The 12,085-nt window shown below is 75.0% G+C and carries 13 protein-coding genes; 11 read left to right on the top strand and 2 right to left on the bottom strand.

What is annotated here, in order from left to right:
- The first annotated feature begins 489 nt into the window (after positions 1 to 489).
- The 4 genes from alr (at position 490) to ACIRPP_RS04740 (ending at position 4,083) form a co-directional block, all read left to right on the top strand.
- Positions 490 to 1,749: an alanine racemase gene (gene alr / locus ACIRPP_RS04755; protein ID WP_403638010.1), complete on the top strand. Its 1,260-nt coding sequence runs from the start codon at positions 490 to 492 to the stop codon at positions 1,747 to 1,749.
- Between the two features lie 185 nt (positions 1,750 to 1,934).
- Positions 1,935 to 3,191: an alpha/beta fold hydrolase gene (locus ACIRPP_RS04750; protein WP_403638008.1), complete on the top strand. Its 1,257-nt coding sequence runs from the start codon at positions 1,935 to 1,937 to the stop codon at positions 3,189 to 3,191.
- Positions 3,157 to 3,687, top strand: coding sequence for a tRNA (adenosine(37)-N6)-threonylcarbamoyltransferase complex ATPase subunit type 1 TsaE (gene tsaE, locus ACIRPP_RS04745; RefSeq protein ID WP_403638007.1), 531 nt, complete (start codon positions 3,157 to 3,159; stop codon positions 3,685 to 3,687). The genes ACIRPP_RS04750 and tsaE overlap by 35 nt, the downstream gene beginning before the upstream one ends.
- 207 nt (positions 3,688 to 3,894) lie before the next feature.
- Positions 3,895 to 4,083, top strand: coding sequence for a hypothetical protein (locus ACIRPP_RS04740; protein WP_403638005.1), 189 nt, complete (start codon positions 3,895 to 3,897; stop codon positions 4,081 to 4,083).
- Positions 4,084 to 4,250: 167 nt separating this feature from the next.
- Here the strand turns inward: ACIRPP_RS04740 and ACIRPP_RS04735 are convergent, their stop codons facing one another.
- Positions 4,251 to 4,799, bottom strand: coding sequence for a hypothetical protein (locus tag ACIRPP_RS04735; protein ID WP_403638003.1), 549 nt, complete (start codon positions 4,797 to 4,799; stop codon positions 4,251 to 4,253).
- Positions 4,800 to 4,916: 117 nt separating this feature from the next.
- Between ACIRPP_RS04735 and tsaB the strand changes: the two genes are divergently transcribed.
- From tsaB to ACIRPP_RS04700, 7 genes are all read left to right on the top strand, one after another.
- Complete coding sequence (gene tsaB, locus ACIRPP_RS04730) at positions 4,917 to 5,570, top strand: tRNA (adenosine(37)-N6)-threonylcarbamoyltransferase complex dimerization subunit type 1 TsaB (protein ID WP_403638001.1); 654 nt, start codon at positions 4,917 to 4,919, stop codon at positions 5,568 to 5,570.
- Positions 5,567 to 6,166: a GNAT family N-acetyltransferase gene (locus ACIRPP_RS04725; protein WP_403637999.1), complete on the top strand. Its 600-nt coding sequence runs from the start codon at positions 5,567 to 5,569 to the stop codon at positions 6,164 to 6,166. Before tsaB ends, ACIRPP_RS04725 begins: the two co-directional genes overlap by 4 nt.
- Entirely contained in the window at positions 6,159 to 7,274 is a 1,116-nt protein-coding gene (tsaD, locus tag ACIRPP_RS04720) for a tRNA (adenosine(37)-N6)-threonylcarbamoyltransferase complex transferase subunit TsaD (RefSeq protein ID WP_403637997.1), read from the top strand. The genes ACIRPP_RS04725 and tsaD overlap by 8 nt, the downstream gene beginning before the upstream one ends.
- Positions 7,271 to 7,534, top strand: coding sequence for a hypothetical protein (locus ACIRPP_RS04715; protein ID WP_403637996.1), 264 nt, complete (start codon positions 7,271 to 7,273; stop codon positions 7,532 to 7,534). The genes tsaD and ACIRPP_RS04715 overlap by 4 nt, the downstream gene beginning before the upstream one ends.
- Before the next feature lie 139 nt (positions 7,535 to 7,673).
- Positions 7,674 to 8,729, top strand: a complete 1,056-nt coding sequence (locus tag ACIRPP_RS04710) for a LacI family DNA-binding transcriptional regulator (protein WP_403637994.1) — start codon at positions 7,674 to 7,676, stop codon at positions 8,727 to 8,729.
- A 334-nt stretch (positions 8,730 to 9,063) separates the two neighbouring features.
- On the top strand, positions 9,064 to 9,420 hold the full coding sequence (locus ACIRPP_RS04705) for a YciI family protein (protein WP_164336876.1): 357 nt from the start codon (positions 9,064 to 9,066) through the stop codon (positions 9,418 to 9,420).
- Between the two features lie 64 nt (positions 9,421 to 9,484).
- The gene (locus ACIRPP_RS04700) at positions 9,485 to 10,771 is read left to right on the top strand and encodes an RNA polymerase sigma factor (RefSeq protein ID WP_403637992.1); all 1,287 of its coding nucleotides are present in this window, start codon (positions 9,485 to 9,487) and stop codon (positions 10,769 to 10,771) included.
- Positions 10,772 to 10,863: 92 nt separating this feature from the next.
- Here ACIRPP_RS04700 and ACIRPP_RS04695 read toward each other — a convergent pair whose 3' ends face one another.
- Positions 10,864 to 12,048 carry a methyltransferase domain-containing protein gene (locus tag ACIRPP_RS04695; protein WP_403637991.1) on the bottom strand — a complete coding sequence of 395 codons (1,185 nt, stop codon included), beginning with the start codon at positions 12,046 to 12,048 and terminating at the stop codon, positions 10,864 to 10,866.
- Positions 12,049 to 12,085 lie beyond the last annotated feature (37 nt).

Here is a 12,085-nt window from a genome sequence, read left to right as displayed (position 1 = left end):
CCGGACCGTCCTCATGGCCTGAGCCGCCCCGGCCCGGACCGTCCTCATGGCCTGAGCCGCCCCGGCCCGGACCGTCCTCATGGCCTGAGCCGCCCCGGCCCGGACCGTCCTCATGGCCTGAGCCGCCCCCCCCCCCGCAAGCCGTCCTCACGGCCTGAGTCGCCTCCGCCCCGAGCCGCCCCCACGGCCCGAGCCGCCCTCCCGGTCCTCGGCGCCCCCGCGCCCCCTGCCGTCCCCCGGCCCGAGCCGCCCCTCGGTCCGGACGGCGCACCAGGGCCCGCCGCGGCGTCCACGTGGCCGGAAATCCCGCCGTCCCTCCCGGCGTGCCGCCCCACGGCCCGGTTCACCCGGACCCCGGTGCCGGGCGGCGGCCGGGGGGATGCTTGGGTGCTGACGTCGTGAAGAGCTCCGGTGCCCCGGGGCGGTGCCCGGTCCGTAGCGGGCGCCGGTGCCCCTGGGCCGTCCCACCCCTCTGAGAGACTGAGCGCAATGAACGAGACAGCTGCCTCACCGGGGTCCGCGCACCTGCGGGCCCGTGCGGAGATCGATCTGGCCGCGCTGCGGGCGAACGTGCGCAGCCTGCGGTCCCATGCGCCGGGCGCCGCCTTCATGGCCGTCGTCAAGGCCGACGGGTACGGACACGGCGCGCTCCCGTGTGCGCGGGCGGCGGTCGAGGCCGGTGCCACGTGGCTGGGGGCGGCGACCCCGCACGAGGCGCTCGCGCTGCGCACGCCCGAGGCCCGGATCCCGGCCGGCGTGCGGGTCATGTGCTGGCTGTGGACGCCGGGCGGGCCGTGGCGGGAGGCCATCGAGGCCGACATCGACGTGTCCGTCAGCGGCATGTGGGCGCTGGAGGAGGTCACCGCCGCCGCGCGGCTGGCCGGCCGGCCGGCCAGGGTGCACCTGAAGACCGACACCGGTCTCGGACGCGGCGGCTGCCAGCCCGCCGACTGGGCGGAACTGGTCGCCGCGGCGCTGCGTGCCGAGGCCGACGGGCTGGTGCAGGTCGTCGGCGTGTGGTCGCACCTGGCCTGCGCCGACGAGCCCGGCCACCCGGCGACCGCCGCCCAGCTCACCCGGTTCCGCGAGATGATCGCGGCGGCCGAGGCGCAGGGCGTGCGGCCCGAGGTGCGGCACATCGCCAACTCCCCGGCCGTCCTCACCGTCCCCGAGGCCCACTTCGACCTGGTGCGGGCCGGAGTCTCCGTCTACGGCATCGCGCCGAGCCCCGCCCTCGGCACCCCGGCCGACTTCGGGCTGCGCCCGGCGATGACCCTGTCCGCCTCCCTGGCCCTCGTGAAGCACGCCCCGGGCGGCCACGGCGTCGGCTACGGCCACCGGTACGTCACCCCCGGCCCGACCACCCTCGGCCTGGTCCCGGTCGGCTACGCGGACGGGGTCCCGCGGCAGGCCTCCGGAGCGGGCCCGGTGCTCGTCGGCGGCAAGCTGCGCACGGTGGCCGGGGGCATCGCGATGGACCAGTTCGTCGTCGACCTGGGCGGGGACGAGCCCCGGGCCGGCGCCGAGGTGGTCCTCTTCGGTCCCGGCGACCGCGGTGAGCCCACCGCCCAGGACTGGGCGCAGGCGGCGGGGACGATCGCGTACGAGATCGTCACCCGCGTCGGCAGCCGGGTCCCGCGCGTCCTGGTCAACGAGACGCCGGAAGGGCCCGGCGGCCCGGACGGCGCACAGGAGCGGGACGGCGCGGCGGCGACCGGAGCGGGCGCCGGCGCATCCGGTACGGCCTGACCGGGCACCTGAGGAACGAGCACACCCCCGGGCCGGGTGAACCGGATCCGGCCCGGGGACGTCACACGACGTAGGACCCGTGCGGTGGGGCAGGTCCCGCCGGGCCCGGCCCCGGCAGACCCGCCCGTCACACCCGACGCCCCCGCGACCAGCGGCCGGGCGGCCCCGGCGAAGAGGAGCGGCACGTGAGCGAGACCAGTGCGGAGACCGTCGCGTCCGCCGCCACGGCGGCCGCCGCTTCCGCCGCCTCCGCCGCCGGGGCGTCCGGCGGCTGGCGCCGGGCCACCGGGCTGGCGGGCGTCGCGATAGGCGTGGTCGCCACCGGTGCCGCGGCCGGGGTCGCCCTGGAACGGATGACGGTCGGCCGGGGCATGCGCCGCAAGGCGCGGCTCGCCCTCGACTCCGCCGGACCGTACGGGACGCTGCGCGGCACGCCGGGCAAGGCGTACGCCGACGACGGCACCGAGCTGTACTACGAGGTCGACGACGTCGACCCGGACCCCGCCCCCGCCCGGCGACGGCGGCTGTTCGGCCGCAGGTCCCCGGCCCCGGTCACCGTCGTCTTCTGCCACGGCTACTGCCTCAACCAGGACTCCTGGCACTTCCAGCGGGCCGCCCTGCGGGGCGTCGTGCGCACCGTCCACTGGGACCAGCGCAGCCACGGCCGCAGCGGGCGGGGCGTCGCCCAGGCGGAGCGGGACGAGCCGGTCACCATCGAGCAGCTGGGACGCGACCTGAAGGCGGTCGTCGACGCCGCCGCCCCGGAGGGGCCGATCGTGCTGGTCGGGCACTCCATGGGCGGGATGACGGTGATGGCCTTTGCCGACCTGTACCCCGAGCTGATCCGCGAGCGGGTCGTCGCCGTGGCCCTCGTCGGCACCTCCTCGGGGAGGCTCGGCGAGGTCAACTTCGGCCTGCCGGTGGCCGGGGTCAACGCGGTCCGACGGGTGCTGCCGGGCGTGCTGAAGGCGCTGGGGCAGCGGGCCGAGCTGGTGGAGAAGGGCCGCCGGGCCACCGCCGACCTGTTCGCCGGGATCATCAAGCGGTACTCGTTCGCCACCCGGGACATCGATCCGGCGGTCGCCCGGTTCGCCGAGCGGATGATCGAGGGCACCCCCATCGACGTCGTCGCCGAGTACTACCCGGCGTTCAACGACCACGACAAGACGGAGGCCCTCGCGCACTTCGCCGACCTGCCGGTGCTGGTGCTCGCCGGGGTGCAGGACCTGGTCACGCCCAGCGAGCACAGCGAGGACATCGCGGGCCTGCTCCCGGACGCGGAGCTGGTCCTGGTCCCGGACGCGGGGCATCTGGTCATCCTGGAGCACCCGGAGGTGGTCACCGACCGGCTCGCCGACCTCCTCACCCGTGCGGGAGCGGTGCCGGCAGCGGCTACCGTGAAGGGCTATGGAAGCACCAGCAGCACCGCACGGCCCGGCTGAGCCGCCGTACGCGCGCCCCGTAGAGCTCACCGTCACCTCACCCGAGCAGATGCGGGACCTCGGCCGCAGGCTCGCGAAGCTGCTGCGCGCCGGTGACCTCGTGATGCTCAGCGGTGAGCTGGGCGCGGGCAAGACCACGCTGACCCGCGGGCTCGGCGAGGGACTGGGGGTGCGGGGCGCCGTCACCTCCCCGACGTTCGTCATCGCCCGCGTGCACCCGTCCCTCGGCGACGGGCCGCCCCTGGTCCATGTGGACGCCTACCGGCTGTCGGGCGGCCTGGACGAGATGGAGGACCTGGATCTCGACGTCTCGCTGCCCGAGTCGGTGGTCGTGGTCGAGTGGGGCGAGGGCAAGGTCGAGGAACTCACGGACGACCGGCTCCAGGTCGTCATCCACCGGGCCGTCGGGGACACCACCGACGAGGTGCGCCACGTGACGCTCACCGGCGTGGGCGACCGCTGGTCGGACACCGACGCGAGCGTGCTGTCGGCCTAGACCTGTCGCCCGGCGCCGCAAGGGAGGTGCCGGCTCCGGGGAGGTGCCGGCTCCGGGGAGGTGCCGGCTCCGGGGAGGCGGACGCCGTCCTTTCCGACACCGTGTCGGGAAAATGTTGCGTTCGGCCGCCCGGCCGTGGTCACATGGTATCCAGTTCGTGGTTAGGTATGCCTAACCACGCCCGCCCCCGACTCCCAGGAGGCGTCCATGCCGGCCACCGAGAGCGACCCCGGGGCCCAGGCCCGGTCGAGGTCCCCGCAGCCGTCGCGCGGGGTGTCCATGCATGAACTGCTGGCGTCCTGCGCCGCCGCCACGGCGGTCTCCACCCCGCCCCGTGCCCCCGAACCGCAGGTGTGCGGGCCGGTGGAGGACCACGGCCACCGCGAGGCCGCGTAGCCGAGGGCTGCGGGCCTCGACGGGCCGGGCCGTAGCCGCGGGCTGCGAGGGGCCGGTCCCCGCACCACGCTCCCTGGTCCGGCCCGATCCGAACGAAGGCAGGACGAAGGCAGGACGAAGGCCGGACGAAGGAAAGTCCCTTGGCGTAAGTCCCTTGGCGTACGTTCCTAGCGGACGACGACGATCGTGCGGCCGATCGTCGCGAACTTCCACATCGCCGCACCGTCCGCCCGCTTCTCGCGGATCCCGCCCGTCCGCACGCCGGGGTCGAGATCGGGAGTGGAGCCGTCCACCGCCGCGCTGAAGCCGATCACCGTGCCCTCGACGGCGGCGAACCGCACGACGTGCTCGACCGGGATACCGTCCGAACCGGTGATCCGCTTGGACCGCGAGGTGACCCAATAGGTGCCCGGCGCCGGGTCCACCGTGCTGGGGCTGACCGTGTACGTGCGCGACACCCGGCCGCCGTCCCCGACCAGCCACACCCGGTCGTCGCCGAGCGAGTACACCACGCGTTCGCCCTGGCCGGACCGGGCGGGCAGGGCGTTGGGGCCGCTCCCGGCCCGTGGTGCGTCGGGTGCCGTCGGGGCGGTCCCGGCGCGCGCCTGCCGCAGGTCGGCCGGGACGTTCGCCGACGCCTGGTAGCCGAGCCAGCCCACCGTCGCGAGGGCCGCCGCGGTGAGCCCCGTGACGATCGCCGAGCTGCTCCCTGCCACCGCTGTCACCTCTGTCCCGCTCTGTCCCACATGTGCGTACGCGGACCGACCGTAGCAGTACGTGACCGTCCGGTCCGTGCGGCCGTGACGCGGGCGCGGGCGCCGTAGGCTGTTTGCGTGCTCTTGCTCGCTCTGGATACCGCCACCCCCGCCGTCACCGTCGCGCTGCACGACGGCGACGACGTCATCGCCTCCTCCAGCCAGGTGGACGCCCGCCGACACGGGGAGCTGCTGCTCCCGGCGATCGACAGGGTGCTCACCGACGCAGGCCGGGGCCTGGACGCGGTCACCGGCATCGTCGTCGGCATCGGCCCCGGTCCGTACACCGGGCTCCGCGTCGGCCTGATGACCGCCGACACCTTCGGTCTCGCCCTCGGCGTCCCCGTGCACGGCGTGTGCACCCTGGACGGCCTCGCCCACGCCGCAGCGGTGGAGGGCCCCTTCGTCGTGGCGACCGACGCCCGGCGCAAAGAGGTCTACTGGGCGCGGTACGCCGACCCCCGCACCCGGGTGACCGAGCCCGCCGTGGACCGGCCCGCCGACATCGCCGAGCAGGTCCGGGACCTGCCGGCGGTCGGCGCGGGCGCGCTGCTCTACCCGGAGACCTTCCCCCACGCCCACGCACCCGAGCACGTGTCCGCCGCCGCGCTGGCCCGGCTGGCCGCCGAGAGACTCGCGGCCGGTGCGGAACTGCCCGAGCCCCGGCCGCTGTACCTGCGCCGCCCCGACGCCCAGGTCCCCAAGAACTACAAGGTGGTCACCCCGAAGTGACCGGAGCCGAGACAGTCGTGCTGCGTGAGATGCGTTGGTGGGACATCGATCCCGTGCTGGAACTGGAACGTGAACTGTTCCCGGAGGACGCCTGGTCCCGGGGGATGTTCTGGTCCGAACTCGCCCATGCCCGCGGCCCCGGGGCGACCCGGCGGTACGTGGTCGCCCAGGAGGGCGACCGCATCGTCGGCTACGCGGGACTCGCCACCGCCGGCGCGGCCCAGGACGGCACGCCGCCCGCGGGCCAGGACGCGGCCCCCGACGGCGAGGGATCCGGTGTCGGTGCCGACATCCAGACCATCGCCGTCACCCGCGACCACTGGGGCACCGGCCTCGGCACCCGCCTGCTGACCGACCTGCTGCGCGCCGCGACCGCGTTCGAGTGCTCCGAGGTACTGCTGGAGTGCCGGGTCGACAACGTCCGCGCCCAGAAGCTCTACGAACGCTTCGGCTTCGAGACCATCGGGGTCCGCCGCGGCTACTACCAGCCGGGGAACGTGGACGCCCTCGTGATGCGCCTGACCGACCCCTCCACCCCGCCCACCGCACCGGACCGTTCCGTGAACGGCGTACAAGGAACCGAGAACCATGGCTGACGAACCCCTGGTCCTGGGGATCGAGACCTCCTGCGACGAGACCGGCGTCGGTGTCGTGCGCGGCACCACCCTGCTGGCCGACGCTGTCGCCTCCAGCGTCGACGAGCACGCCCGCTTCGGCGGCGTGGTCCCCGAGGTGGCCTCCCGCGCCCACCTGGAGGCGATGGTGCCCACCATCCGGCGGGCGCTGAAGGACGCCGGGGTGAGCGCCCGCGACCTGGACGGCATCGCCGTCACCGCAGGACCCGGCCTGGCCGGCGCGCTCCTCGTCGGCGTCACGGCGGCCAAGGCGTACGCCTACGCCCTCGGCAAGCCGCTCTACGGGGTCAACCACCTCGCCTCCCACATCTGCGTCGACCAGCTGGAGCACGGCTCCCTGCCCGAGCCGACCATGGCCCTGCTGGTGTCCGGCGGCCACTCCTCCCTCCTGCTCTCCTCGGACATCACCTCCGACGTCCGCCCGCTGGGCGCCACCATCGACGACGCGGCCGGCGAGGCCTTCGACAAGATCGCCCGGGTGCTGAACCTCGGTTTCCCGGGCGGCCCGGTCATCGACCGGTACGCCCGTGAGGGCGACCCGGAAGCGATCGCCTTCCCGCGCGGACTGACCGGGCCGCGCGACCCCGCCTACGACTTCTCCTTCTCCGGGCTGAAGACGGCCGTGGCCCGCTGGATCGAGGCGAAGCGGGCGGCGGGGGAGGAGGTCCCCGTACGCGACGTGTCGGCGTCCTTCCAGGAGGCCGTCGTGGACGTCCTCACCCGCAAGGCCGTGCGGGCCTGCAAGGACGAGGGCGTCGACCACCTGATGATCGGCGGCGGCGTCGCCGCCAACACCCGCCTGCGGGCCCTGGCCCAGGAGCGCTGCGAGGCGGCCGGCATCCGGCTGCGGGTGCCGCGCCCCAAGCTGTGCACGGACAACGGCGCGATGGTCGCCGCCCTGGGGGCCGAGATGGTCGCCCGGGGCCGTCCGGCCTCCGACTGGGACCTGTCGGCCGACTCCTCCCTGCCGGTCACCGACCCGCACGTGCCGGGCCGCTCCCACACCCAGGGCCACCACAACGGCCACCACCACGTGCACGAGACCGCCAAGGAGAACCTCTACTCATGACGGTCGCCCTGATGTGGGAGGCCCGCGCGGTCCCCGGCCGCGGGGCCGACCTGCTGGCCTGGGCCGGGGAGCGGCTGCGGGAGCTTCCCGGGCGCCCCGTGCGCCGCGAGACCTTCCGCGCGCCCCAGGACCGGGTCCTGGTCATCACCTGGTGGGACGCCCCGTATGACGCGGAGCTGCCCGAACTCCCGGACCCCGACGGGGAGCTGACCGCCCGTCCGGTGCACCGGTGGCGGTTCGAGTCGCTGGGGACCGGCTGACGCAGCCGGTCCGCCGGTGACGAAGCCGGAGGGGGCAGGACTCCGCCTCGAATGTTTAGTTTCCTGAGGCGAATGTTCCGGAAAATTGAGGCCAACCGAGCCCTTCGCCGCCGGGCCCCGCAGGGATACGATCGCCGCCATGACTTCCCCGCAGCCCGCCGATGCCCGGCCGCGACGGCGTACCGCGCAGTCCGCGACCCTCGCCGAGATTGCCCGTGAGGCGGGTGTCTCCGCACCGACTGTTTCGAAGGTGCTCAACGGCCGCGCGGACGTCGCGCCCGGGACCCGCCACCGGGTGGAGGAGCTGCTGCGTACCCACGGCTACCGGCGCCGGCGGGCCGAGGCCACCCGCTCCCCGCTGATCGACCTGGTCTTCCACGAGCTGGAGAGCGCCTGGGCGATGGAGGTCATCCGGGGCGTGGAGAACGTCGCCAGGAACGCCGGGCTGAGCGTCGTCCTGTCCGAGAGCGCGGGGCGGCTCACGCCCGGCCGCACCTGGGCGGACCAGGTCGCCGCCCGTCGCCCGCACGGGGTGATCCTCGTGCTCTCCGGGCTCGACGCGTCCGGACAGGCGCTGCTGACCAGCCGTTCCATCCCCTTCGTCGTGATGGACCCGGCCGGCGACCCGGGCACCGACGTGCCGTCCATCGGCGCCACCAACTGGCAGGGCGGGCTCGCCGCCACCCGGCACCTCATCGAACTCGGCCACACCCGCATCGGCGCCATCAGCGGCCCCTCCCGGATGATGTGCAGCCGCGCCCGCATCGACGGCTACCGGGCCGCCCTGGAGACCGCCGGGCTGCCGGTGGACCCGCGGCTCGTCGTCACCGGCGACTTCCACCACGAGGCCGGCTACCGGCAGGGCCTCGCCCTGCTGCGCCGCCCCGAGCGGCCCACCGCCGTCTTCGCCGGCAACGACCTGCAGGCGCTCGGGCTGTACGAGGCGGCCCGGGAACTGGGACTGCGCATCCCGGAGGACGTGAGCGTGGTCGGGTTCGACGACCTGCCGATCGCCCGCTGGGTGGGCCCGCCGCTGACGACCGTGCGGCAGCCGCTGACGGAGATGGCGGAGGCGGCGGCGAAGCTGGTGCTCGACCTCGGCCGGGCCGACGAGACACCGGCCGCGACCCGGGTCGAACTGGCCACCAGCCTGGTCGTACGCAGCAGCACGGCGGCACCGGCACCGGCCGCCTGACGGCGGTTCCGGGGGCGGGCCGGGCGTTCCTGGGGAGGGGCTGGGCATTCCTGGGGCGACGCCGGGTGATCGTGGACGGTGCTGCGGTGTGCGGTGCTGTGGTGTCGCGGTGTCGCGGTGCTGTGGTGTCGCGGTGCTGCGGTGCACTGCGGTGCTGAAGTGCCACGGTTGCCGCGCGGTGCCGGCCGGTGCCGGAGGCGCCTGTCGTGCCGTGGTGCCGTGCCGGAAAAAAGTCCGGAGAATTTCCGGCAGGCGTGTCGATCCCGCCGTCGTCCGTTCGACGCAGGGGTGAGAGGCCGGGAAGGGCCCGGCCCGTACGACACGAGGAGTCACCATGCCGCGCTACCTCTCCATGATCCGGATCGACGAGAACAACGCCCCCGCCGAGGGGCCCAGCCCCGAGCTGATGCAGCGCATGGGCGAGCTGATCGAGGAGATGACGAAGGCCGGGGTCCTCCTGGACACCGCGGGCCTCACTCCGACCGCCCAGGGCGTCCGGGTGCACTACGAGGGCGGGGAACTGTCCGTGACCGACGGGCCGTTCACCGAGACCAAGGAGGTCATCGGCGGGTACGCCCTGCTTCAGGCCAAGGACACGGCCGAGGCGGTCGAGTGGACCAAGCGGTTCCTGAAGGTCCACGAGCCGTACTGGACGGTGACCTGCGAGGTCCGGCAGGTCGAGGAGGGCTGAGTCAGCCGGGCCGCCCCCGCGTCCCGCTTGGCCCGGTCGCGTCAGGGGTGTCTGATGGTGGGCTGTGACACCGCAGCCCACCGCCGGCCCCCGCGGAGCCGGGACCGGCGAGACCGCCCGCGCCATCGACACCGTCTTCCGCCTGGAGTTTCCCCGACTGGTCGCCGGGGTGGCCCGGATCGTCCGGGACGTCGGCATCGCCGAGGAACTCGCCCAGGACGCGCTGGTCGCCGCACTGGAACGGTGGCCGGCCGACGGCGTGCCCGACAACCCGGGCGCCTGGCTGATGACCGCCGCCCGCCGCCGCGCCGTCGACCTGATCCGCCGCCGCGAGACCTACGCCCGCAAGCTGGCGGAAATCGGCCGCGACCTGCCGGCCGGGGTGCCGCCGGAGGAGCCCGCCGACCCGGACGCCATCGACGACGACCTGCTCCGTCTGGTGTTCACCGCCTGCCACCCGGTGCTGTCCGCCCCGGCCCGCACCGCCCTCACCCTGCGCCTGCTCGGCGGTCTGACGACGGCCGAGATCGCCCGTGCGTTCCTCGTCCCGGAGCCGACGGTGGCCCAGCGGATCGTGCGCGCGAAACGCACCCTGGCGACCCGGAACGTCGCCTTCGAGGTGCCCCAGGGCCCCGACCGCGAGGCCCGTCTCGGCTCGGTCCTCGACGTCATCTACCTGATCTTCAACGAGGGGTACGCCGCCACGGCCGGCGACGACTGGCTGCGCCCGGCCCTGTGCGAGGACGCGCTGCGGCTGGCGCGGGTGCTGTCCGGGCTGATGCCCAAGGAACCGGAGGTGCACGGGCTGGCTGCCCTGCTCGAGTTCCAGTCGGCGCGCGCCGCCGCCCGCACCGGCCCGGACGGCGAACCGGTGCTGCTCAAGGACCAGAACCGGGCCCGCTGGAACCGCCTGCTCATCGCCCGGGGCGTCACCGCCCTCGGCCGCGCCGAGGCTCTCGCGGGCGGGGCGCCGGGCCCCTACGCCCTTCAGGCGGCGATCGCCGCATGCCATGCCCACGCCCACCGCTACGAGGAGACCGACTGGGTCCGGATCGCCACCCTCTACGGGCTGCTGGCCGCCCGTACGCCGTCCCCCGTCGTCGAACTCAACCGCGCGGTCGCCGTGTCCATGGCCGAAGGGCCCGCCGCCGCGCTGCCGCTCGTCGACGCCCTGACCGACGTCGCGGCGCTGCGGGACTACCACCTGCTGCCGAGCGTGCGGGGCGACCTGCTGGCCCGCCTGGGACGGACGCGGGAGGCCCGCGCCGAGTTCGCGCGGGCCGCGTCCCTCACCCGGAACGAGCAGGAACGGCGGCTGTTGCTGCGCCGGGCGGAGGAGACGGGCGGGTAGGGGCGGGCGGCAGGCGCGGGGCCAGAGGCGGGGAGGCGGCGGTCCAGGACGGGCCCGGGTGCCCCCGAGGCGGGCCGGGCGGCCCTCTCCGGTCACGGCACCGGATGGCCCAGCAGCATCGTCGGGGCGCCCGCGACACGCGTCAGGAAGACCGTGACGGCCGCGCTGCCGTGGGGCTTGGGGAGGACCTTGCGGCGCAGTTCCTCCGGCGCGACGGCCGAGCCGCGCTTCTTCACGGTCAGCGTGCCCACCCGGCGCTCCCGCAGCAGGGCCTTCAGCTTCTTGACGTTGAAGGGCAGCCGGTCGGTGATCTCGTAGGCGGTGGCGTACGGCGTCGGACGGTGAGCGTCGGCGGTGATGTACGCGATGGCCGGGTCGACGAGCCCGCCGTCGACCTCCCGCGCCACCTCGGCGACCAGGTGCGCGCGGATGACGGCGCCGTCCGGCTCGTACAGGTACCGGCCGGGCGGGCGCACCGCCGGGTCGGGCAGGCCGCGGGAGGGGAGCGTGCGCGGTCCGGGCAGGAGGGTCGCCCGGACCGTGCCCGGCGGCACGTCCTGCTCGGGCCCGAACCACAGCACGGCCTCTTTCACGTCCCCGCGGTCAGAGATCCACTCGGCCGACGCGTCGTCGGGGACGGCCTCGTGCGGGATGCCCGGCGCGACCTTCAGAGCGGCGGCGCGGGGCGCCGTGCGGGCCGCGCCCACGGCCCAGGACAGCGGGGGCGAGTACGCCTCCGGGTCGAAGACCCGGCCCCGGCCGCCCCGGCGGGCCGGATCGACGAACACGGCGTCGTACCCGGCCGTGGCCACCTCGGTGACGTCGGCCTCCCGCACCTCGATCAGATCGCCGAGCCCGAGCGCCTGCGCGTTCGCCCGCGCCACCGCGGCGGTGAACGGGTCCCGGTCCACCGCCAGCACCCGGATCCCGGCGCGGGCCAGCGCGATCGCGTCGCCGCCGATGCCGCAGCACAGTTCCGCCACCGAGGTCACCCCCAGTTCGGCGAAGCGCCGCGCCCGGTACGCGGCCACGCTCGCCCGGGTCGACTGCTCGACCCCGTCCGGCGTGAAGAACATCCGGGACGCGTCCTCTTCCCCGAACTTCGCCACCGCCCGTTGCCGCAGCCGAGCCTGGCCGAGCGCGGCCGACACCAGGTCCGGCGGGTGGGTGCGGCGCAGCCGGGTGGCGACGGCGAGTTCGTGCGCCGGATCGGTGTCGCGCACCTCGTCGAGGAGCGCGCGGCCTTCGGGGGTGAGAAGCGGGGCGAGGTCGTTCACCGGCTCATTGTGGGCCAGTCGGTGGACCGTGCGCGCC

This window comes from Streptomyces sp. NPDC101219, from assembly GCF_044767675.1.
Lineage (GTDB): Bacteria > Actinomycetota > Actinomycetes > Streptomycetales > Streptomycetaceae > Streptomyces.
This window is presented reverse-complemented; position numbering and strand designations above follow the sequence as displayed.